Here is a 21,914-nt window from a genome sequence, read left to right on the forward strand (position 1 = left end):
CCTTCCGCGCGCACGAGTGAAAAGACCGCGGACTCCGATCCGGACTCCGATGCTGAGCGCTGTGGCGCCGGGTCCCCACCAGGCGCCTGTGGTCGTCGCTTTCGCTACGGGTCGTAGCGTAACTCGTATACCACCGAACCGGGTGGATTCCACTGGTGAGCTGACTCACAGCGAATCACCTACCCGCCGGTATGGTCACCGTCATGTGTAGCCGCCACCGTCCGAAAACGATCCGCACCGGCCGCCCCCGCAGCGCCGAGGCGGACGCCGCCATCCTCGACGCGACCAGAGCCGCGCTGGTCGAGCTGGGCTGGTCCAGGCTCTCGATGGGCGATGTGGCGACCCGGGCAGGGGTGGCCAAAACCACCCTCTACCGGCGCTGGGCGGGCAAGAGCGAACTCGTCGTGGACGCGGTCGCGGTCCTCTTCGACGAGCTGGAGCTCCCCGACCGGGGCTCACTCGCCGCGGACATCGAGGGCGTGGTGGTGCAGTTCGCGGCGCTGCTCGAACGGCCCGAGGCCCGCACCGCACTGATGGCGGTGGTCGCCGAGTCGACCCGCGACGAGCCGCTGCGCGAGCGGATCCGGGGCTCGATCGTGGACCGTCAGAAGCGGCTGGTCCTGGAGGGCAGGGCGCGGGCTCAAGCGCGCGGCGAACTGCCGGTGGAGTCCGACCCGGCCGCGGCGGCCCGCACCGCAGACCTGATCTTCGACGTGATCGCGGGCGCGGTGGTCCACCGGGCACTGGTGAGCGCCGAACCCGTCGACGCGGACTGGGCCCAGCGCTTCACGGCGCTCCTGCTGGGTGGCCTCGGGGCGGCGGCGCAAGCCTGATTCCCTGCACTTCGCCGCCGGATCACCACCGGCGCGGGGCCGTTGCGGCGCAGCGCGACGCGAAGTCGGCGGTGCAGCCGGCGTACGGCGAACAGGTGAAACCGGCACACGGCGAAGAGCAGCCGAGCCATCGGTGACGCGCCACCACATCGCCTGCCGGAAGCGGCAGTTCGATGTTCCGGAGCCGTGTTCCACAGCACCGGGTCACCGCCCGCGACACCGAAGGAGACCCGGGGACGGGAGCGATCCAGCTCGCCTCCCTCACCCGGGAGTTCAACGGCAGGAGCCCCGGCTCGACCGGCCGGGGCTCCATGTTGCGGAGGCGTCGGGAGTGACCTGCCCGGCGCTGCGCGGGATCCGTCAGAAGCCGGGCGGCTCGGTGTACGTCCCCCACTCGTCCCGGAGCGCGTCGCAGATCTCACCGAGAGTGGCCTCGGCGCGGACCGCGTCGAGCATCGGCCCGATCATGTTGCTGCCGTCGCGGGCGGCAGCCAGCATGGCGTCCAGTGAGGCCCGTACGCGCGCGTCGTCGCGCCGCGACTTGCGCTCGCCGAGAATGCGGACCTGCTCCCACTCGACCTCGTGGCTGACGCGGAGGATCTCCAGGTCGCCGGTGACCGAACCGTGGTGGACGTTGACGCCGACGACGCGCTTGTCGCCCTTCTCCAGCGACTGCTGGTAGCGGAACGCGGACTCGGCGATCTCGCCGGTGAACCAGCCGTCCTCGATGCCGCGCAGGATGCCGGAGGTGATGGGCCCGATGGGGTGCTGTCCGTCCGGATGGGCCCGCCGGCCGCGCTCCCTGATCTGCTCGAAGATCTTCTCGGCGTCGGCCTCGATGCGGTCGGTGAGCTGCTCGACGTACCAGGATCCGCCCAGCGGGTCGGCCACGTTGCCGACGCCGGTCTCCTCCATCAGCACCTGCTGGGTGCGCAGGGCGATCTCGGCGGCCTGCTCGGACGGCAGGGCGAGGGTCTCGTCCAGCGCGTTGGTGTGCAGCGAGTTCGTGCCGCCGAGCACGGCCGCGAGGGCCTCCACGGCCGTCCGTACGACGTTGTTGTACGGCTGCTGAGCGGTCAGCGAGACACCGGCGGTCTGGGTGTGGAAGCGCAGCCACTGCGCCTTGTCGGTCTTCGCGCCGTACACGTCCTTCATCCAGCGGGCCCAGATGCGCCGGGCCGCGCGGAACTTGGCGATCTCCTCGAAGAAGTCGACGTGCGCGTCGAAGAAGAAGGACAGACCGGGTGCGAAGACGTCCACGTCCAGGCCACGGCTCAGGCCGAGCTCGACGTATCCGAATCCGTCCGCGAGCGTGTACGCCAGCTCCTGCGCGGCCGTCGCTCCCGCCTCGCGGATGTGGTAGCCGGAGACGGACAGCGGCTTGTACGCAGGGATGGAGCCGGCGCAGTGCTCCATCAGGTCGCCGATCAGACGCAGATGGGGCTCGGGCTGGAAGAGCCACTCCTTCTGCGCGATGTACTCCTTGAAGATGTCGGTCTGCAGGGTGCCGTTGAGCACGGCCGGGTCGACGCCCTGCCGCTCGGCGGCGACGAGGTACATGCAGAAGACCGGGACGGCCGGCCCGCTGATCGTCATCGACGTCGTGACGTCGCCGAGCGGGATGCCCTTGAACAGGACCTCCATGTCGGCGGCGGAGTCGATGGCGACGCCGCAGTGGCCGACCTCGCCGAGCGAGCGCGGGTCGTCGGAGTCGCGGCCCATCAGCGTCGGCATGTCGAAGGCGACGCTGAGCCCGCCACCGCCGGCGGCCAGGATCATCTTGTACCGCTCGTTGGTCTGCTCGGCGTTGCCGAAGCCGGCGAACTGGCGGATGGTCCAGGTGCGGCCGCGGTAGCCCGTCGGGTACAGCCCGCGGGTGAACGGATACTCGCCGGGCCAGCCGATCCGCTCGAAGCCTTCGTAGGCGTCCCCGGGCCTGGGCCCGTAGACCGGCTCGACCGGATCACCGGAGAGCGTGGTGAAGTCGGCGTTCCGCTTCTTTGCGGAGTCGTAGCGGGCCTGCCAGCGGCGGCGGCCCTCCTCGATGGCGTCAGCGTCCATACCTCGAATTTACTAGGACGTCCTAGTAAATGTCGATGGCACCACCGCGGAGCGGCTGATGTCACAGCGCCGTACGCACCCGTACGGCGGTGGGTCTACGCCTCGGCGACGGCCGGAACCTGCCCGCTGACCAGCGGCTCCACGGCGCGTGTGACCTTGCGCTCGACGAAGAAGGCGGCGAAGGGAATGGTCCCGGAGAGCAGCACCCACAGGAGCTTGCCGAACGACCACTTGGCCTTGGAGCCCAGATCGAAGGCGAAGATCAGATAGATGATGAAGAGGAAGCCGTGGACCTGGGAGACCGCGAAGGTGATGTCGTCGCCCATGTCGGTGCTGTACTTGACCGCCATGCAGGCGCACAGGATCAGCAGCATGACGGCGGTGACGTAAGCCATCACCCGGTAGCGAGTCAGGACGCTCTTCTTCATGGCGACGAGCGTAACCGTCCGCTTTGGGCGATCTTCCGGGGGGTCGGGAGACGCAGGTCACTTCTCGTCGAAGTCGTGCGCGGCGATGCGCAGCGGCCGCAGCAGAGCGAAGATCTCCCCGCACTCCTCCGCGTCGTACGCTCCGAGACCGAAGTCCATCGCCATCAGATCGCGAGTCGCGGCCTCCACGACCTCGCGGCCCTTCTCGGTGATGGAGGCGAGCGTGCCGCGGCCGTCGTTCGGGTTGGGGCGCTTGGCGACCAGGCCGGACCTCACCAGCCGGTCCACCGTGTTCGTCACCGACGTCGGATGCACCATCAATCGTTCGCCGATCTTGGACATCGGCAGCTCGCCGGCCTTGGAGAAGGTGAGCAGCACCAGCGCCTCGTACCGCGCGAAGGTCAGTCCGTACGGCTTGACGACGGCGTCGACCTCGGCGAGGAGGATCTGGTGCGCGCGCATGATCGAGGTGATCGCGGCCATCGAGGGCACGGGGCCCCAGCGCTGCTGCCAGAGCTCGTCGGCTCGGGCGATGGGGTCGAAGGGAAGACTGAGCGGCTTCGGCACGGCACCGACCTTACCCACTGGTCATATGCTGGTCAGCCCTGTCTCGAACTTCGGTATTCCTGGCTCCCCGCGGGCGGTGGCACCACGGGGAGCCCGAAAGGCGTTCACGCCGAGAGGTGGCGCTCCACCGTCTCGACCTTGCCGGTCAGCCCGTCGGTGACACCGGGCCTGATGTCCGCCTTGAGGACGAGGGAGACGCGCGGCGCACGCGCCTCGACTGCGGCGACGGCACGCTTGACGACGTCCATGACCTCGTCCCATTCACCTTCGATCGACGTGAACATGGCGTCCGTGCGGTTCGGCAGCCCCGACTCCCGGACGACGCGCACGGCGTCGGCGACGTACTCGCCGACGTCCTCACCGACACCCAGCGGGGTGACGGAGAAGGCGACGATCACGCGTCCACCGTGCCCACGCGGCGGGCACGGGCGGCGATGACGGCGTCCTCGGCGGCGCGCTTGAGCTTGCGCTCGGCGAAGAAGCCGCCGAAGGGCAGCACGGAGAGGACGAAGTAGACCGCGGCCGTCTTGACGTCCCACTTCGTACGGTTCCAGGCGTCCAGCCAGAAGATCACGTACAGGATGAACAGCACACCGTGGATCGCGCCCATGACCGGGACCGCGTTGAACTCCGTCGTGCGCTTGAGCACCGAGCAGACGAGCAGCAGAAGGAACGACACGGCCTCCGGCGCGGAGACGAGCCGGAGGCGGTGGAGGGAGGAGGCGGTCTTGATGTCCACGGAGGCACCTTCGGTGGAGGGGGCGATTGTCTTGTGAACGCACGCACAAGCGCGTCCATTGTGGCACCGCGCTTTCCCTGGCCTTTACCCGGGTGGCCAGGCCCCGTCCGGCCGCCGGTCCGGCCGGACCGGCTCTAAGGGTCCGGTCAGGGTCGACATCATTCCGGAGGGCCTGTCCCGGAACGTCCCCCGCCCTATAACGTCCTCCCGTGGCAATGTTCCGACTTCAAGGCAGCAAAGTGCTGGCCGTCGACATGACCGGGGACGCCGTCAGGGCGAAGAACGGGTCGATGGTCGCGTACGACGGCCAGATAGCCTTCAAGAAGATGTCCGGCGGGGGTGAGGGCATCCGCGGCATGGTGACCCGCCGCCTCACCGGCGAGCAGATGACCATGATGGAGGTGAAGGGCCAGGGCACCTGCTACTTCGCCGACCGCGCGTCCGAGATCAATCTCGTCTCGCTGCACGGCGACAAGCTGTACGTCGAGTCCAGCAATCTACTCTGCACGGACGGCGGGCTGCGCACCGGCACCAGCTTCACCGGTCTGCGCGGCGGCGCGACCGGCAACGGTCTGTTCACCACGACCGTCGAGGGCACGGGCCAGGCGGCGATCATGTCCGACGGGCCGGCCGTGGTACTGCGGGTGACGCCCCAGTACCCGCTCTCCGTCGACCCCGGCGCGTACATCGCGCACCAGGGCAATCTCCAGCAGAACTTCCAGTCCGGCGTCACCTTCCGCACGCTGATGGGCGAGGGCGGCGGCGAGGCCTTCCAGATCCGGTTCGAGGGCGACGGGCTCGTGTACGTGCAGCCGAGCGAGCGGAACACGATCGGGGGCGAACTGTGAGCGACGCACGCGCGGCCACCGGCCCGCAGCCGACGGCGATGGCCGCACCTCTGCGCCGCGCGGGCGGAGCAGCGAACGATCGAAAGGCGGTCTGATGCCGTTCCGCGAGATCAACTCGAAGATGGTCGAGGCGACGGTGATCCCCGGCCAGAAGATGTTCAGCCAGCGCGGCGCGATGCTCGCGTACAAGGGCGAGGTGTCCTTCACCCCGAACATGGCGGGCGGCCAGGGCGGCCTGATGTCGATGATCGGGCGGCGGGTGGCCGACGAGGCCACCCCGCTGATGACGGTCGAGGGCTCCGGGACCGTGATGTTCGGCCACGGCGGCCACCACATCCAGGTGATCAACCTGACCGGCGACACCCTCTACGTCGAGGCGGACCGGCTGCTCGCCTTCGACGGGACGCTGCAGCAGGGCACGATGTTCATGGGCTCGCAGGGCGGGGTCATGGGCATGGTGCGCGGCCAGGTCACCGGCCAGGGGCTCTTCACCACGACCCTGAAGGGGCACGGCGCGGTCGCGGTCATGGCGCACGGCGGAGTGATCGAGCTTCCCGTCACGCCCGGCCGGCCGGTCCATGTCGACCCGCAGGCGTACGTCGCGCACCACGGCGACGTCCGGAACAAGCTCTCCACCGCGCTGGGCTGGCGCGACATGGTGGGGCGCGGCTCGGGCGAGGCGTTCCAGCTGGAGCTGAGCGGCAGTGGTGCGGTGTACGTCCAGGCGTCGGAGGAGAAGCTGTGAGCACGCCGGTGATTTTCGACCCGATGACGCTGCCGAGCGACGACAACGTCAACGCCTACACCTTCTGTGTGGAGCTCAAGGGCTCCCAGTGGTTCCTGCAGAAGGGCAAGATGATCGCCTACTACGGGCGCATCGACTTCAACGGGATCGGCCACGGCCGGCTGGACCGGCTGATGCGTACGAGCTTCCACTCGCCGCTGCACGCGAGCGACTGGGTGGTGGCGGAGGGCAGCGGGAAGATGCTGCTCGCGGACCGGGCCTTCGACGTCAACTCGTTCGACCTCGACGAGGGCAATCTGACGATCCGGGCCGGGAATCTGCTCGCGTACCAGCCGTCGCTGGCGCTGAAGCAGTCGATCGTGCCGGGGTTTCTGACGCTGATCGGTACGGGGAAGTTCGTGGCGGCGTCCAACGGCCCCGTGGTCTTCATGGAGCCGCCGATCCGGGTCGACCCGCAGGCGCTGGTCGGATGGGCGGACTGCCCGTCGCCGTGCCACCACTACGACCACGGCTATATGAGCGGGGTGATGGGCGGGCTGCGCTCGCTCACCGGGGTCGGCGGGGCGTCGGGCGAAGAGCACCAGTTCGAGTTCGTGGGGGCCGGCACCGTCCTGCTCCAGTCCACCGAGACACTCATGGCCGACCAGGCGACCGGTACGGTGCCGCACGAGCCGGGAGTGCCCGGCGGGGGCGCCGGGGGCCATGGGGCGCCTGGTCAGCACGGGTCCTCGCCCCGTCTCCCGGGTCAGCTGGGGGACCTCCAGCGTCGCTTCGGCTTGTGAGCGGTAGGCTGCGGAGTGTGACGTCGAACGTCTGCACCCTTGATGGGGGATCGGGGTGGGGCGTCACTGTCCCCTACTTCGTCCGTCTTTCAACTTCTTAGGGTAGTATCCATATATGGAGACCGAGACGGCCACGCGCTGGCTGAGCGATACGGAGCAGTGCGCCTGGCGCACCTATCTGGATGTCAACAGGCTGTTGACATACCAGATGGAGAAGGATCTGCAACCGTTCGGCCTGACCAACAACGATTACGAGATTCTCGTCAATCTCTCGGAGTCCGCGGAACAACGCATGCGGATGAGCGATCTGGCGGCAGCCACGCTCCAGTCCAAGAGCCGGCTCTCCCACCAGATCACCCGCATGGAGAACGCGGGTCTGGTCCGCCGGGAGAACTGCGAATCCGACCGCCGCGGACTGTATGCCGTCCTCACCGACCAGGGGATGGAGACCATGCGGAAGGTCGCGCCGCACCACGTCGAGTCGGTGCGCCAGCACTTCATCGACCTGCTGTCGCCCGAGGCACTCGCCGACCTCCACGAGTCGCTCAAACCGGTGGCGGAGCATCTGCGCGGCCGCCGCGGCAAGGTCTGACGAGGAGCCTCCGGTCCCCGGCCCGGTGGGCGCGCACACCACCCACCGGGCCGCACACGCACACCGGGGCCGGGGCCGGGACCTCAGGACGAGGTCGTCAGCCCCGCCACCAGTTCGTCCGCCGCCGCGTACGGGTCGAGCTCGCCCGCCACGATGCGGGACGCGAGGGAGTCGAGACGGCGGTCGCCATGGAGGTCGCCGATGCGCTCGCGCAGGCGCGTGACCGCGATGGTCTCGACCTCGTGGGCCGCGCGGCGGGTACGGCGCTCGGTGAGAATGCCGTGCTCCTCCATCCAGGCCCGGTGCTTCTCCAGGGCCTCCACGACCTCGTCGATGCCCTCGGAGCGCGCGGCGACCGTCTTCACGATCGGGGGCCGCCAGTCCCCGGGCGCCCGGGACTCGCCCAGACCGAGCATGTGGTTGAGCTCGCGGGCGGTGGCGTCGGCTCCGTCGCGGTCCGCCTTGTTGACCACGTACACATCGCCGATCTCCAGGATGCCCGCCTTGGCGGCCTGGATCCCGTCGCCCATGCCGGGCGCGAGCAGCACCACCGACGTGTCCGCCTGCGACGCGATCTCGACCTCCGACTGGCCGACGCCGACCGTCTCCACGAGCACCACGTCGCAGCCGGCCGCGTCCAGGACGCGGATCGCCTGGGGCGCGGCCCAGGCGAGGCCGCCCAGATGGCCGCGGGTGGCCATCGAGCGGATGTACACGCCCGGGTCGGACGCGTGATCGGACATCCGGACCCGGTCGCCCAGCAGCGCTCCACCGCTGAACGGGGAGGACGGGTCGACGGCCAGGACGCCGACCCGCTTCCCTGCCCGCCGGTACGCCGTGACCAGCGCGGAGGTGGACGTGGACTTGCCGACCCCCGGCGAACCGGTCAGGCCCACCACGTACGCGCCGCCGGTCAGTGGCGCCAGCTCCGCCATGACCTCACGCAGCTGCGGGGACGCCCCCTCGACGAGCGAGATCAGCCGGGCCACGGCCCGCGGCCTGCCCTCCCTCGCCTGGGCGACCAGCTGGGGGACGTCCACCATCACGCTGCTCCGTTCGTCAAGGCCCAATACTCAGGATCTACGCAGACTTGGCCGGTACGCGGACGATCAGCGCATCGCCCTGACCACCGCCACCGCACAGCGCTGCCGCGCCGACCCCGCCCCCGCGCCGCTTCAGCTCCAGCGCGAGGTGCAGCACGAGCCGCGCACCCGACATGCCGATCGGGTGGCCCAGGGCGATCGCGCCACCGTTGACGTTCACCTTTTCCGGGGACACCCCGAGGTCCTTCATCGACTGCACGGACACCGCGGCGAACGCCTCGTTGATCTCGATGAGGTCGAGGTCGGACGCCTCCAGGCCCTCCTTCTTGAGGGCGTGCTGGATCGCGTTGGACGGCTGGGACTGGAGCGAGTTGTCCGGGCCCGCCACATTGCCGTGCGCGCCGATCTCGGCGATCCACTCCAGGCCGAGCTCCTGGGCCTTGGCCTTGCTCATCACGACGACCGCGGCCGCGCCGTCGGAGATCTGCGAAGCCGTACCGGCGGTGATCGTGCCGTCCTTCGCGAACGCCGGACGCAGCTTGCCGAGCGACTCGACGGTGGTTTCCGCGCGGATGCCCTCGTCCTTGCTGAAGACGACCGGCTCGCCCTTGCGCTGCGGGATCTCGACGGGCGTGATCTCGGCCTCGAAGATGCCGTTCTTCTGCGCGGCGGCGGCACGCTGGTGCGACAGCGCGGCAATCTCGTCCTGCTCGGGCCGGGCGATGCCGAGGCGGGTGTTGTGCTTCTCCGTCGACTCGCCCATGGCGATGCCCTCGAAGGAGTCGGTGAGGCCGTCGTGCGCCATCGCGTCGAGCATCTCGATCGCGCCGTACTTGAAGCCCTCGCGGGACTTCGGCAGCAGGTGCGGCGCGTTGGTCATGGACTCCTGGCCGCCGGCGACGATCACGTCGAACTCACCCGCGCGGATCAACTGGTCGGCGAGGGCGATCGCGTCGAGCCCGGAGAGACACACCTTGTTGATGGTCAGCGCGGGCACGTTCATGGGGATGCCGGCCTTGACGGCGGCCTGCCGGGCGGGAATCTGGCCCGCTCCGGCCTGCAGCACCTGGCCCATGATCACGTACTGCACCTGGTCGCCGCCGATGCCGGCGCGGTCCAGCGCGGCCTTGATCGCGAAACCGCCCAGTTCGGCGCCGGAGAAGGACTTCAGAGAGCCGAGCAGCCGCCCCATGGGGGTTCGGGCGCCGGCGACGATCACGGAGGTGCTGCTGTTCGTACCAGACATGAGAGGGGTTCCCCTTCCAGCACGGCGGCTGAGGAGTGAACGAGGGTTTACTCGAACTGTACTGAGCGGTATGCGTTCGGGTCACCGGGCAGCCGGTGTGATCGCGCGCACGTTGCGTAACCACCTCGGAGAGCGCTGCACTGGAGCCATGCTGACGCGAATCGACCACATTGGAATCGCCTGTTTCGACCTCGACAAGACAGTCGAGTTCTATCGTGCGACCTACGGTTTCGAGGTGTTCCACACCGAGGTCAACGAGGAGCAGGGCGTGCGCGAGGCCATGCTCAAGATCAATGAGACCTCGGACGGCGGCGCCTCCTATCTCCAGCTCCTGGAGCCCACCCGCGAGGACTCCGCGGTCGGGAAGTGGCTGGCCAAGAACGGTGAGGGGGTCCACCACATCGCCTTCGGAACCGCAGACGTCGACGGTGACGCCGAGGACATCCGCAGCAAGGGCGTACGGGTGCTGTACGACGAGCCGCGCATCGGCTCGATGGGATCCCGGATCACGTTCCTGCACCCCAAGGACTGCCATGGAGTCCTCACCGAACTCGTCACGTCCGCTGACCCGTCCTCCGCGGAGCACTGACCTCCGGATTCCTGGCCCGGTAGAGTGGGCCGCTCCGGGCCGGGGCCGGGCCGGAGCCGTTCCGCGGCTTCGTGGTTGAGTGTCTGATCTGCCACCATTCCCCGGGGGGCCGTTCGCCACGAACGGTTCTCGTCTGTACAGAGTCGCGACCAGGGGACGGATGGGACCGCGTAGTGCGGGGCTACGAACGCCAGGAGAGCCACCGAGCTGACGACGACCACCTCTCGCGGTTCGAAGCCGAGATGGACCGGCTGAAGACCGCGCGGGAGAAGGCCGTCCAGCACGCCGAGGACCTCGGATACCAGGTCGAGGTGTTGCGCGCCAAGCTCCACGAGGCACGCCGCGCTCTGGCGTCCCGTCCTGCCTACGACAACGCCGACATCGGCTACCAGGCCGAGCAGCTGCTCCGTAATGCCCAGATCCAGGCCGACCAGCTGCGCTCCGACGCCGAGCGAGAGCTGCGCGAGGCCCGGGCGCAGACCCAGCGCATCCTCCAGGAGCACGCGGAGCACCAGGCCAGGCTCCAGGCCGAGTTGCACGCGGAGGCCAACCAGCGCCGCCAGCGCCTCGACCAGGAGCTGGCGGAGCGGCGCCAGACCGTCGAGGCGCATGTCAACGAGAACGTGGCATGGGCCGAGCAGCTGCGTGCCCGTACCGAGTCCCAGGCCCGCCGGCTCCTCGACGAGTCCCGCGCCGAGGCCGACCAGGGCCTGGCCGCCGCCCGCGCCGAGGCCTCCCGGGTAGCCGAGGAGACCCGCCAGCGGCTCGGCTCCGAGGCACAGACGGCCCGTGCCGAAGCCGAAGCAATCCTGCTGCGCGCCCGCAAGGACGCCGAGCGGCTCCTCAACGCCGCCTCCAACCAGGCGCAGGAGGCCACCAGCCACGCCGAGCAGCTGCGTTCCACCACCACTGCCGAGTCCGACCAGGCCCGCCAGCAGGCCGCGGAGCTCAGCAGGGCCGCCGAGCAGCGGCTGCAGGAGGCGGACGAGAAGCTGCGCGAGGCCCGCGCGGAGGCCGAGAAGCTCGTCACCGAGGCGAAGGACGCCGCGGGCAAGACGCTCGCGAGCGCCGAGTCGGCGAACGAGCAGCGCACCCGCACCGCCAAGTCGGAGATCGCCCGGCTCGTCGCGGAGGCCACCAAGGAGTCCGAGGCCCTCAAGACGGAGGCCGAGCAGGCGCTCGCGGACGCCCGTGCCGAGGCGGAGAAGCTGGTCGCGGAGGCCGGGGACAAGGCCCGTACGGTCGCCGCCGAGGACTCCGCCGCGCAGCTCGCGAAGGCCGCCCGTACCGCCGAGGAGGTCCTGAACAAGGCCTCCGAGGAGGCCAAGAACACCACTCGCAAGGCCTCCGAGGAGGCCGAGCGGATCCGCCGCGAGGCCGAGGCCGAGGCGGACCGGCTGCGCGCCGAGGCCCACGACACGGCCGAGGAGCTCAAGGGCGCCGCCAAGGACGACACCAAGGAGTACCGGGCCAAGACGGTCGAGCTGCAGGAGGAGGCGCGCCGGCTGCGCGGCGAGGCCGAGCAGCTGCGCGCGGAGGCGGTCGCCGAGGGCGAGCGGATCCGCAGCGAGGCGCGCCGCGAGGCCGTCCAGCAGATCGAGGAGGCGGCCAGGTCCGCCGAGGAGCTGCTGACCAAGGCGAAGGCCGACGCGGACGAGGTCCGTTCCGGGGCGACCGCGGACAGCGAGCGGGTCCGTACGGAAGCGATCGAGCGGGCGACGACGCTGCGCCGGCAGGCCGAGGAGACGCTGGAGCGCACGCGCGCCGAGGCGGACCGGCTGCGCACCGAGGCCGAGGAGCAGGCCGATCACACCCGCGCCGAGGCGGAGTCCGCCGCCCGTGAGACGCGCGAGGAAGCGGCGCGCGCCGCCGTCGCGCGGCGCCGGGAGGCCGACGAGGAGCTGACCCGGCTGCACACGGAGGCGGAGTCCCGTCTCGTCTCGGCCGAGCAGGCGCTCTCCGAGGCTCGCGGTGAGAGCGAGCGGATCCGTCGTGAGGCCGCCGAGGAGACCGAGCGGCTGCGCACCGAGGCCGCCGAGCGGATCCGTACGCTCCAGGCCCAGGCCGAGCAGGAGGCCGAGCGGCTGCGCGACGAAGCGGCTGCGGACGCCTCGGCCTCGCGCGCCGAGGGCGAGGCCGTGGCGGTTCGGCTGCAGACCGAGGCCGCCACCGAGGCCGAGCGGCTCAGGACGGAGGCGCAGGAGAGCGCGGACCGGGTCCGCGGCGAGGCGGCGGCGGCCGCCGAGCGGGTCGGTCAGGAGGCCACGGAGGCGCTGGCCGCCGCGCAGGAGGAGGCGAACCGGCGTCGGCGGGAGGCCGAGGAGATCCTCACCGCGGCTCGTACGGAGGCGGACCAGGAGCGTGACCGGGCCCGCGAGCAGAGCGAGGAGCTGCTGGCCTCCGCCCGCAAGCGGGTCGAGGAGGCACAGACCGAGGCTCAGCGGCTGGTCGAGGAGGCGGACCGGCGGGCCACCGAGATGGTGTCCGCCGCCGAGCAGACCGCCCAGCAGGTGCGGGACTCCGTGTCCGGTCTCCAGGAGCAGGCCGAGCAGGAGATCTCCGGGCTGCGCAGCGCGGCCGAGCACGCGGCGGACCGTACGAGGTCCGAGGCGCAGGAGGAGGCGGACCGGGTCCGCGCCGACGCGTACGCCGAGCGGGAGCGGGCCACCGAGGACGCCAACCGGATCAAGGCGCGCGCCGACGAGGAGTCCGAGGCCGCGAGGGTGCTCGCCGAGCGGACCATGGCCGAGGCGATCGCCGAGTCGGAGCGGCTGCGCTCGGACTCCGCGGAGTATGCGCAGCGGATGCGTACGGAGGCGTCGGACGCGGTCGCCACCGCCGAGCAGGACGCGGCGCGTTCCCGCGCCGAGGCCCGCGAGGACGCCAACCGCATCCGTTCCGAAGCTGCCGCGCAAGCCGACCGGCTGGTGGGCGAGGCGACGAGCGAGAGCGAGCGGATCACCACCGAGGCGTCGGAGCTGCTGTCGCTCGCCGAGCAGGACGCGGCCCGGCTGCGTACCGAGGCGGAGCAGGTCAAGGCCGACGGCGAGGCGCAGGCCGAGCAGCTGCGGGCCGCCGCCCGCGCGGACGGCGAGCAGGTGCGGGACGAGGCCCGCAAGGCCGCCGACAAGCGCCGTGCGGACGCGGCCGAGCAAGCCGACCAGCTCATCGCCGAGGCGTCCGGGGAGGCCGAGCGGCTGCGTGCCGAGGCGGCCGAGACCGTGGGCTCCGCCCAGCAGGCCGCCGAGCGCATCAGGGCCGAGGCGGAGCGGCTGCGTGCGGACGCCGAGAGCGCGGCGGAGCAGACGCGCTCCGAGGCCCGTGGGGAGGCCGACCGTACGCTCGACGCGGCCCGTCAGGACGCGGCGAAGCGCCGTGCCGACGCGGCCGAGCAGGCGGACCAGCTCGTCGCGAAGGCCCAGGAGGAGGCGCTGCGCGCCACGACCGAGGCCGAGTCGCAGGCCGACACGATGGTCGGCGCGGCCCGCAAGGAGGCCGAGCGGCTGGTCGCGGAGGCGACCGTCGAGGGCAACTCACTGGTGGAGAAGTCCCGTACGGACGCCGACGAGCTGCTGGTGGGGGCGCGCAGCGACTCGACCGCCATCAGGGAGCGCGCGGAGGAGCTGCGTACGCGCATCGAGGCGGAGATCGAGGAGCTGCACGATCGGGCCCGCCGGGAGTCCGCCGAGCAGATGAAGGCGGCCGGCGAGCGCTGCGACCAGCTGGTGAAGGCCGCGACCGAGCAGCAGGCCGAGGCCGAGGCGAAGGCCAAGGAACTGGTGTCGGATGCCAACTCGGAAGCCGGCAAGGTCCGGATCGCCGCGGTGAAGAAGGCCGAGGCGCTCCTCAAGGAGGCCGAGCAGAAGAAGGCCGAGCTGGTCCGCGAGGCCGAGAAGGTGAAGGCGGAAGCGGAGCGCGAGTCCGAGCGCATGATCGCGGAGGGCCAGCGGGAGCTGGACGTGCTGGTGCGCAGGCGCGAGGACATCCAGGCGGAGATCTCCCGTGTCCAGGATGTGCTGGAGGCGCTGGAGTCCTTCGAGGCGCCGTCCGGCGGCAAGGAGGGCGGGGTCAAGGCGGGTGCGGCAGCAGGGGTTACACGTTCGAGTGGCAAGTCGTCCGACGGCTAGCCACCCAAAAGGCTGGACATTCTCCATATCAAACGGGCATACGCTCGATGACACGCCGCTTCGGCCCCTAGGATTCCCTCTAACACCTCACCGGTCTCATTCGACAGGAACCCCATGAGCGACACTTCCTCCCCCTTCGGCTTCGAGCTCGTGCGGCGTGGGTACGACCGCGGTCAGGTGGATGACCGCATTACCAAACTCGTCGCCGATCGTGACAGTGCTCTCGCACGGATCACCTCTCTGGAAAAGCGCATCGAGGAGCTCCACCTCGAGACGCAGAATGCCCAGGCCCAGGTCAACGACGCGGAACCGTCGTACGCGGGACTCGGTGCGCGTGTCGAGAAGATCCTCCGTCTCGCCGAGGAGGAGGCGAAGGACCTGCGCGAGGAGGCCCGTCGCGCCGCCGAGCAGCACCGTGAGCTCGCCGAGTCGGCGGCCCAGCAGGTGCGCAACGACGCCGAGTCGTTCGCCGCCGAGCGCAAGCAGAAGGCCGAGGACGAGGGCGTCCGGATCGTCGAGAAGGCCCAGGGCGAGGCGAACTCGCTGCGCGCCGAGGCGCAGAAGGACGCGCAGTCGAAGCGCGAGGAGGCGGACGCACTCTTCGAGGAGACCCGCGCCAAGGCCGCCCAGGCCGCCGCGGACTTCGAGACGAACCTGGCGAAGCGCCGCGAGCAGTCCGAGCGCGACCTGGCGTCGCGCCAGGCGAAGGCGGAGAAGCGCCTGGCGGAGATCGAGCACCGCGCGGAGCAGCTGCGCCTGGAGGCCGAGAAGCTGCGTACGGACGCGGAGCGCCGCGCCCGTCAGACGGTCGAGACCGCGCAGCGCCAGGCCGAGGACATCGTGGCCGACGCGAACGCGAAGGCGGACCGGATCCGCAGCGAATCGGAGCGCGAGCTGGCGGCGCTGACGAACCGTCGCGACTCCATCAACGCCCAGCTGACCAACGTCCGCGAGATGCTGGCCACGCTGACCGGTGCGGCGGTCGCCGCGGCGGGCACGCCGGCCGACGACGAGCCGATCTCGCGCGGCGTCCCGGCCCAGCAGAGCCGCTGACGCGTCTGCGACACGCCTACGAGGCCACGCCCGTGCCCGGCGCCTGCAAAGGTGCCGGGCACGGGCGTTTGCGTCTGCGGACGGTGGGCCGCAACCGCGGGGGTCCGGAGGCGTCAGCCCCCGGTCACCGAAAGCGGTGGCAGAGGACATCCTGCGCACGTAGCGTGAACGCATGATCGAGCTCGAAGGTCTCACCAAGCGCTTCGGCACGAAGGTCGCCGTCGACCATCTGTCCTTTCAGGTCCGGCCGGGTGTGGTGACGGGCTTCCTCGGGCCCAACGGCGCGGGCAAGTCGACGACGATGCGCATGATGCTCGATCTGGACAACCCCACGAGCGGGACCGTCCGGATCGACGGCAAGCACTACCGGGATCTTCAGGAACCGCTCAAGTACATCGGCGCACTGCTGGACGCCAAGGCGATGCACGGTGGCCGCAGCGCCTACAACCATCTGCTCTGCCTCGCCCAGGCGAACCGGATCCCGGAGAGCCGGGTGGCCGAGGTCCTCGACGTGGTCGGGCTGACGCCGGTGGCGAAGAAGAAGTCCAAAGGATTTTCGCTCGGTATGGGGCAGCGGCTGGGAATCGCCTCCGCGCTCCTGGGCGATCCGGAGATCCTGATGTTCGACGAGCCGGTCAACGGTCTGGATCCCGAAGGAATTCACTGGATCCGCAATCTTATGAAGACCCTCGCCGCCGAAGGCCGGACGATCTTCGTTTCCTCGCATCTGATGAGCGAAATGGCCCTCACCGCCGATCACTTGATCGTGATCGGGCAGGGCAAGCTGCTCGCCGACACCTCGATGGCCGATTTCATTCATCAGAACTCGCGCAGTTATGTACGGCTCCGCTCACCGCAGCGGGAGCGGCTGCGCGACATACTCCACGAGTCGGGCCTGACGGCCATCGAGGCGGGCAACGGGACGCTGGAGATCGACGGCGCCACCACCGAGCAGCTCGGTGAACTGGCTGCGCAGCACCGGATCGTGCTGCATGAACTGAGCTCCCAGCGCGCCTCGCTGGAGGAGGCGTTCATGCAGATGACGGCAGGCGCGGTGGAGTACCACGCACACTCCACCGCCGGTCACGGCCCCCAGTGGGCCCCGCGCAACGAGGGAGCCTGACCCATGGCCTCGGTACCCGCCGTCCTCCAGTCCGAGTGGACCAAGATCCGCACGGTCGCCTCCACCACATGGACGCTCGTGAGCGCCTTCGTCGTGACGGTCGCCGTCGGCGGGCTGCTCTGCGCGCTGCTGGCCTCGACCTTCGACGATCTTCCGGCCGCCGAGCAGGCCACGTTCGACCCGACGCTCGTCAGCTTCTCCGGGATGGTGCTCGGCCAACTGGCGATGGTCGTCTTCGGCGTCCTCGTCGTCGGTACGGAGTACAGCAGCGGAATGATCCGTACCTCGCTCGCCGCCGTCCCGCAGCGTGCCACGTTCCTCTTCAGCAAGATCCTGGTGGCCGGGCTGCTGGCGCTGGTGGTGGGGATGGCGACGAGCTTCCTCAGCTTCTTCCTCGGCCAGGCGCTGCTCGGCGACCACCGCACCTCGATCTCCGAGGAGAACGTGCTGCGTGCGGTGATCGGCGGCGGCCTCTACATGGGCCTCATCGCAATCTTCTCGATGGGCGTCGCGGCGATGCTGCGCAGTTCGATGCTCTCGCTCGGCATCCTGATGCCGTTCTTCTTCCTGGTCTCCCAGATCCTGTCGGCGGTGCCGTACGCGAAGGACGTCGCCCGCTACTTCCCGGACCAGGCCGGCTCGAAGATCATGCAGGTGGTCCCGGAGGCGATGAACAGCGAACCGGCGCCCTACGGCCCGTGGGGCGGGCTCGGGATCATGCTGATCTGGGTGGCGGCGGCACTGCTGGGCGGCTTCCTGGTCCTCAAGAAGCGGGACGCATGACGGGTCGCGCATCGATGTGACGGACTTCCGGGACTTGGCCGGAACCGTCAAGCCCTGGATATCCTCCTAACTCTTACGGGGGGCCTGTGGCCATGTCCGGTCCGTGCCCCGACGACCTGAACTGTCGATGGGGCTGGAGAATGATCGAGGCAGTCGGCCTGACGAAGCGCTACGGCGCCAAGACGGCCGTGTACAACCTTTCCTTCCAGGTACGGCCCGGTGCCGTTACCGGCTTCCTCGGGCCCAACGGCTCCGGCAAGTCGACGACCATGCGGATGATCCTGGGACTGGACCAGCCGACTTCCGGCCATGTCACGATCGGCGGCTACCCCTTCGGGAAGCTGCCCAACGCACCCCGGCAGGTCGGCGCGCTGCTCGATGCCAAGGCCGTGCACGGCGGCCGGAGCGCACGGAACCATCTGCTCTCCCTGGCCCAGCTGTCCGGCATTCCGGCCCGCCGGGTCGACGAGGTCCTCGGCGTGGTCGGTCTGCAGGATGTCGCCCAGCGGCGTTCCAAGGGGTTCTCGCTGGGTATGGGGCAGCGGCTCGGCATCGCGGCCGCGCTGCTCGGCGACCCGCAGGTGCTGCTCTTCGACGAGCCGGTGAACGGTCTCGACCCCGAGGGCATCCTCTGGGTGCGCAATCTGATGAAGCAGCTGGCCGCCGAGGGCCGTACCGTTTTCGTCTCCTCGCATCTGATGAGCGAAATGGCCCTCACCGCCGACCACTTGATCGTGATCGGGCGCGGTCAGCTGCTCGCCGACATGAGCGTCAAGGACTTCATCTCGCACAACTCGGCGGACTTCGCGCGGGTGCGTACGCCGCAGACCGAGCCGCAGCAGCGGGAGAAGCTGACCACCGTCCTCACCGAGGCCGGCGGGCAGGTCATGCCCGAGCCGGACGGGGCCCTGCGGGTGACCGGTCTGGCGCTGCCTGCGATCAGTGACCTGGCGCACGACGCCGATGTCCGGCTGTGGGAGCTGTCGCCGCACCAGGCCTCCCTGGAGGAGGCGTACATGCGGATGACGCAGGGCGCCGTCGACTACCGCTCGACGGACGACCAGAAGGCCGGTCTGATGCAGCAGCAGCCGATGGGGTACGTGCCGCCGCAGCCGGTCGTCCCCGAGGTGCCGCAGCAGGGCTGGTACGCCCCGCCGCCGCCCGGACAGAACCCGTACGCGACTCCCCCGGCCGGCGCACCGGTCGCTCCCCCGGCCACCGCCGCTCCCGCTCCCGCCTCCGCAGACCTGACCAAGAGCAACAACGAGGACGCCCGATGACGACCCCGTACCAGCAGCAGGGCGCGTACCCGCAGGGCACGTACAGCTCCCCGATTCCCGTGCGGGCGGCGCACCTCGGTGACGCGCTCGCTTCCGAGTGGACGAAGATCCGGTCGGTCCGGTCCACCATGTGGACGCTCGGCGTGATGATCGTGCTGATGGTGGGCATCGGCCTGCTCTCCGCCTTCGCCGTGGCCTCCTCCGACGCCGAGCTGGGCGAGGAGTCCGTTCTGAGCCTCGGCTTCTTCGGCGTACTTCTCGGCTCGATCTGTGTGATCACGCTCGGCGTGCTGACCATCGCGTCCGAGTACGGCACCGGAATGATCCGTACGACCCTGACCGCGTGCCCCAGCCGCGCCCGGGTGCTGACCGCGAAGGCGATCGTCTTCTTCGGGCTGGTCTTCGTGATCACGACGGTGACCGCCGGCATCGTCGGCGCCCTGCAGACCTCGATCGTGGACAGCGGCGTCACCACCGGCGAGGACTGGTTCCACGCGACGGTCGGCATCGGTCTCTACGTCGCCCTGCTCGGCCTGCTCTCGCTCGCCGTCGGCGCACTGATCCGGCACTCGGCGGGCGCCATCACCATCATGATCGGTCTGGTGCTGCTGCCGCTGGTGCTGGCGCTGTTCATGTTCTCGCCATCGCTGCGGGAGGTGCAGGAGGCGCTCTTCGAGTACTCGATCCCGAGCCAGCTGGGCGTGCTCTACAACGCCCCGGTGACCGAGTCCGGCCCGACCGGCTGGGATCCGCTGTGGATCATGCTGGCGGCCACGGCGGTCGCTATGACCGGAGCCTTTCTCTCCCTCGCCAGGCGCGACGTATGAGCGTCTGAGCCTGTTCGGTACTCAGTGCCGAGGTGCGTTACGGGACCGCTGCACCCGCGAGGTGCGGCGGTCCTTCGCGTTCCAGCACGCCTTGTGCCAGTGCCGCCGGTCGTCCACGCCGCCGTACTCCGGCCAGGCCACCACATGCGGCGTCCCGGAGGGGATCTCCTGGTCGCAGCCGGGGCAGCGGTACCGCTTGCCGACGGTGTTCGCCCCGGCGACATGGCGTACGGACCACTCCTCGCCCTGCCAGCTCTCGGTCCGCTGCACCCCGCCGTAACGGTCGCCCGCCTCGCCTGCGGGGTCGGACGGCTTCTCGCCGCCGCGAGGGCGGTTTCGGCGCGGGGACACGTGACACCTCACTGAGCACTGGGCAGACCGGACAGTTCCCTTCCAGCCTACGGTCCGCCGCTGTGGGTACACGTCCTGCACGGCGCCGGACCTGACCACCCACAGGGGCCAGTTACCGGAAAATCGCAACAACTTCACGAGTGGCCGTGCCTTTGGCACGTGTCAGACGTTGTTGCCTGTGTGTGGGGGGAGTGCCGCGTCGGCCGCAAGGAGGCAAAAGGCGATGCGCGTTGGAGCTTTTGTACTGGCCGCCCAGTTCCCGGGCCAGGGCCAAGGGGAGGCACTGCACCGGGCGGTGCGGTCCGCGGAGGCCGCGGAGGCGGCCGGTCTCGACTCGGTCTGGCTCGCCGAGCACCACTTCGTACCGTACGGGGTGTGCCCGTCGGCGGTGACTCTGGCCGCGCTGCTGCTCGGCCGCACGGAGCGGATCCGGGTGGGCACGGCCGTGAGTGTGCTGCCCACCGCCCACCCCGTCGCACTCGGCGAGCAGGCGGCGCTGCTGCACCTCACCTCCGGGGGTCGGTTCTCCCTCGGTGTGGGCCGTGGCGGCCCCTGGGTCGATCTGGAGGTCTTCGGATCCGGTCTCGCGGCGTACGAGAAGGGTTTCCCCGAATCGCTGGATCTGCTGCTGCGTTGGCTGCGCGACCCCCGTGTCTCGGCCGAGGGGGAACGATTCACTTTCCGTGAAGTCCCCGTCGTGCCAAGGCCGGACGAGCTCCTCTGCGGCAACGGCGGAGGCATCGGGGATCCGGACGGTTCCGAGGGTCCGGAGGTGATCGTGGCGTGCACCTCCCCCGCGAGCGTGCGGCTGGCGGCCGAGCGCGGACTGCCGATGCTCCTCGGGATGCACTGCGGCGACGAGGAGAAGGCGGAGATGGTCGCCCTGTGGCGCAGGCACGCCCTCGCCGCGGGCCGGGCGCCGGAGACGGTCGCGCGCGCCGGCCATGTGTCGGCCGGTGTCGCGCAGATCGCGGACAGCCGTGCGGCGGCGGAGGAGACTCTGGTCAAGGCCATGCCCGGATGGCTCAAGCAGGGGCTGGACGCCCACGTCACGGTCGACGGCAGGCATCGCTCGATGCGCGATCCCGTGGCCTACACGGAGCTGTTGTGCGGGCTGCATCCGGTGGGCCCGCCGCGGCTGGCGGCCGACCGGCTCGCCGCGACCTCGGAGCGCACCGGCATCACGCGCTTCGCCCTGCTGGTCGAGGGCTCCGGCGATCTGGCGGCCACGGAGGAGAACGTGCAGCGGCTGGGTTCCGACGTGCTGCCGCTGCTCCGCTGAGCAGACGGGATGAGCTTGCGGGCCGCACTTCCGTACGGTCCGCACTCCTCCACCGGCCCGTCGTCCGGAAGATGCTGCCGCTCCGGCGTGCATGAAGCCTCCCGCGGCGCGGAGCGGCAGCAAAGGCATCAGCAGTCGCGCAGTTCGGGCGACTGGTTGAGCAGCTGGGCCCTTACGGAAGTGAAGCGGGCGAGCCGCTCGTCCACCGAGGGGTCCAGAGGAAACACCGCGACGCGGTGGCAGTTCTGGAAAGCGAGTCGTACTCCGAAGTGCCGCTGCAGGGCACCCCGGATGGCGTCACTCGCGAGCGCGCGCAACAGCTGACCACGTGCCTGCTCGTCCGGCGGCGGCGTCTGGTTGTCGGCGAACTGACCGCCGTCCACCTTCAGCTGAGCCACCAGAGAACTGATCATCTCCCATGCATAGGGCAGGGAGGTCCGGACGCAGTCGACGAATGCAGCTTCGTCGACCTCGCCTCGCTCGGCCTGTTCCAACAGCGCCGGTGAGACGTCGAGCGACATGGGTTCTCCTCTCGCGACCCCGATGAACGAGGTCTTACGGGCAGGGAAGGAGGCGACGGCGCACGACTGAGTACGCCGCTCACGACGACGCAGC

General features: G+C 70.0%; 22 protein-coding genes. 13 read left to right on the plus strand and 9 right to left on the minus strand.

The window, feature by feature from the left end:
- Positions 1-203: 203 nt before the first annotated feature.
- Positions 204-833, plus strand: coding sequence for a TetR/AcrR family transcriptional regulator (locus ACZ6ZQ_RS14725; protein ID WP_469768904.1), 630 nt, complete (start codon positions 204-206; stop codon positions 831-833).
- Between the two features lie 360 nt (positions 834-1,193).
- Here ACZ6ZQ_RS14725 and ACZ6ZQ_RS14730 read toward each other — a convergent pair whose 3' ends face one another.
- The 5 genes from ACZ6ZQ_RS14730 to ACZ6ZQ_RS14750 all read right to left on the minus strand — a co-directional run bounded on the left by ACZ6ZQ_RS14730 (position 1,194) and on the right by ACZ6ZQ_RS14750 (position 4,628).
- Positions 1,194-2,894 carry an acyl-CoA mutase large subunit family protein gene (locus tag ACZ6ZQ_RS14730; protein ID WP_469768905.1) on the minus strand — a complete coding sequence of 567 codons (1,701 nt, stop codon included), beginning with the start codon at positions 2,892-2,894 and terminating at the stop codon, positions 1,194-1,196.
- A gap of 95 nt (positions 2,895-2,989) precedes the next feature.
- Positions 2,990-3,322: a DUF3817 domain-containing protein gene (locus ACZ6ZQ_RS14735; protein ID WP_469768906.1), complete on the minus strand. Its 333-nt coding sequence runs from the start codon at positions 3,320-3,322 to the stop codon at positions 2,990-2,992.
- Positions 3,323-3,379: 57 nt separating this feature from the next.
- Positions 3,380-3,889, minus strand: coding sequence for a MarR family winged helix-turn-helix transcriptional regulator (locus ACZ6ZQ_RS14740; protein WP_469768907.1), 510 nt, complete (start codon positions 3,887-3,889; stop codon positions 3,380-3,382).
- A 104-nt stretch (positions 3,890-3,993) separates the two neighbouring features.
- Positions 3,994-4,287: an MTH1187 family thiamine-binding protein gene (locus ACZ6ZQ_RS14745; protein WP_453664144.1), complete on the minus strand. Its 294-nt coding sequence runs from the start codon at positions 4,285-4,287 to the stop codon at positions 3,994-3,996.
- Entirely contained in the window at positions 4,284-4,628 is a 345-nt protein-coding gene (locus tag ACZ6ZQ_RS14750) for a DUF3817 domain-containing protein (protein ID WP_469768908.1), read from the minus strand. Before ACZ6ZQ_RS14750 ends, ACZ6ZQ_RS14745 begins: the two co-directional genes overlap by 4 nt.
- A gap of 215 nt (positions 4,629-4,843) precedes the next feature.
- Between ACZ6ZQ_RS14750 and ACZ6ZQ_RS14755 the strand changes: the two genes are divergently transcribed.
- From ACZ6ZQ_RS14755 to ACZ6ZQ_RS14770, 4 genes are all read left to right on the plus strand, one after another.
- Positions 4,844-5,476 (plus strand): AIM24 family protein, encoded by a 633-nt coding sequence (locus ACZ6ZQ_RS14755; protein WP_469768994.1) that lies wholly within the window; start codon positions 4,844-4,846, stop codon positions 5,474-5,476.
- Positions 5,477-5,570: 94 nt separating this feature from the next.
- Positions 5,571-6,221, plus strand: a complete 651-nt coding sequence (locus ACZ6ZQ_RS14760; protein WP_469768909.1) for an AIM24 family protein — start codon at positions 5,571-5,573, stop codon at positions 6,219-6,221.
- The gene (locus ACZ6ZQ_RS14765; protein ID WP_469768910.1) at positions 6,218-7,003 is read left to right on the plus strand and encodes an AIM24 family protein; all 786 of its coding nucleotides are present in this window, start codon (positions 6,218-6,220) and stop codon (positions 7,001-7,003) included. The genes ACZ6ZQ_RS14760 and ACZ6ZQ_RS14765 overlap by 4 nt, the downstream gene beginning before the upstream one ends.
- A 115-nt stretch (positions 7,004-7,118) precedes the next feature.
- Positions 7,119-7,595 (plus strand): MarR family winged helix-turn-helix transcriptional regulator, encoded by a 477-nt coding sequence (locus tag ACZ6ZQ_RS14770; protein ID WP_453664139.1) that lies wholly within the window; start codon positions 7,119-7,121, stop codon positions 7,593-7,595.
- Positions 7,596-7,678: 83 nt separating this feature from the next.
- On the opposite strand, the gene meaB is transcribed toward ACZ6ZQ_RS14770, so the two are convergent.
- Both meaB and ACZ6ZQ_RS14780 read right to left on the minus strand, forming a co-directional pair.
- A complete protein-coding gene (gene meaB / locus ACZ6ZQ_RS14775) occupies positions 7,679-8,638 on the minus strand; it encodes a methylmalonyl Co-A mutase-associated GTPase MeaB (RefSeq protein WP_469768911.1) in 960 nt (319 codons plus the stop codon).
- 37 nt (positions 8,639-8,675) lie between these two features.
- Positions 8,676-9,884, minus strand: coding sequence for an acetyl-CoA C-acetyltransferase (locus ACZ6ZQ_RS14780; protein WP_469768912.1), 1,209 nt, complete (start codon positions 9,882-9,884; stop codon positions 8,676-8,678).
- Between the two features lie 148 nt (positions 9,885-10,032).
- Here ACZ6ZQ_RS14780 and mce point away from each other — a divergent pair, with 148 nt between their 5' ends.
- The 7 genes from mce (at position 10,033) to ACZ6ZQ_RS14815 (ending at position 19,666) form a co-directional block, all read left to right on the plus strand.
- Complete coding sequence (gene mce / locus ACZ6ZQ_RS14785; protein ID WP_469768913.1) at positions 10,033-10,473, plus strand: methylmalonyl-CoA epimerase; 441 nt, start codon at positions 10,033-10,035, stop codon at positions 10,471-10,473.
- A 173-nt stretch (positions 10,474-10,646) separates the two neighbouring features.
- Complete coding sequence (scy, locus tag ACZ6ZQ_RS14790; protein WP_469768914.1) at positions 10,647-14,600, plus strand: polarized growth protein Scy; 3,954 nt, start codon at positions 10,647-10,649, stop codon at positions 14,598-14,600.
- A 114-nt stretch (positions 14,601-14,714) separates the two neighbouring features.
- Positions 14,715-15,653 carry a cellulose-binding protein gene (locus ACZ6ZQ_RS14795; protein ID WP_469768915.1) on the plus strand — a complete coding sequence of 313 codons (939 nt, stop codon included), beginning with the start codon at positions 14,715-14,717 and terminating at the stop codon, positions 15,651-15,653.
- A 172-nt stretch (positions 15,654-15,825) separates the two neighbouring features.
- Positions 15,826-16,776 (plus strand): ABC transporter ATP-binding protein, encoded by a 951-nt coding sequence (locus ACZ6ZQ_RS14800; protein ID WP_469768916.1) that lies wholly within the window; start codon positions 15,826-15,828, stop codon positions 16,774-16,776.
- 3 nt (positions 16,777-16,779) lie between these two features.
- Complete coding sequence (locus ACZ6ZQ_RS14805; RefSeq protein ID WP_469768917.1) at positions 16,780-17,559, plus strand: ABC transporter permease; 780 nt, start codon at positions 16,780-16,782, stop codon at positions 17,557-17,559.
- 140 nt (positions 17,560-17,699) lie between these two features.
- On the plus strand, positions 17,700-18,839 hold the full coding sequence (locus ACZ6ZQ_RS14810; protein ID WP_469768918.1) for an ABC transporter ATP-binding protein: 1,140 nt from the start codon (positions 17,700-17,702) through the stop codon (positions 18,837-18,839).
- A complete protein-coding gene (locus tag ACZ6ZQ_RS14815) occupies positions 18,836-19,666 on the plus strand; it encodes an ABC transporter permease (protein WP_469768919.1) in 831 nt (276 codons plus the stop codon). The genes ACZ6ZQ_RS14810 and ACZ6ZQ_RS14815 overlap by 4 nt, the downstream gene beginning before the upstream one ends.
- 21 nt (positions 19,667-19,687) lie before the next feature.
- Here the strand turns inward: ACZ6ZQ_RS14815 and ACZ6ZQ_RS14820 are convergent, their stop codons facing one another.
- Positions 19,688-20,017 (minus strand): ATP/GTP-binding protein, encoded by a 330-nt coding sequence (locus ACZ6ZQ_RS14820; protein ID WP_469768920.1) that lies wholly within the window; start codon positions 20,015-20,017, stop codon positions 19,688-19,690.
- Positions 20,018-20,240: 223 nt separating this feature from the next.
- Between ACZ6ZQ_RS14820 and ACZ6ZQ_RS14825 the strand changes: the two genes are divergently transcribed.
- Positions 20,241-21,299 (plus strand): LLM class flavin-dependent oxidoreductase, encoded by a 1,059-nt coding sequence (locus ACZ6ZQ_RS14825; protein WP_469768921.1) that lies wholly within the window; start codon positions 20,241-20,243, stop codon positions 21,297-21,299.
- Between the two features lie 128 nt (positions 21,300-21,427).
- Here the strand turns inward: ACZ6ZQ_RS14825 and ACZ6ZQ_RS14830 are convergent, their stop codons facing one another.
- Complete coding sequence (locus ACZ6ZQ_RS14830; RefSeq protein ID WP_469768922.1) at positions 21,428-21,820, minus strand: SCO5389 family protein; 393 nt, start codon at positions 21,818-21,820, stop codon at positions 21,428-21,430.
- Positions 21,821-21,914 lie beyond the last annotated feature (94 nt).

It is taken from the genome of Streptomyces sp. NPDC053673 (assembly GCF_055585225.1).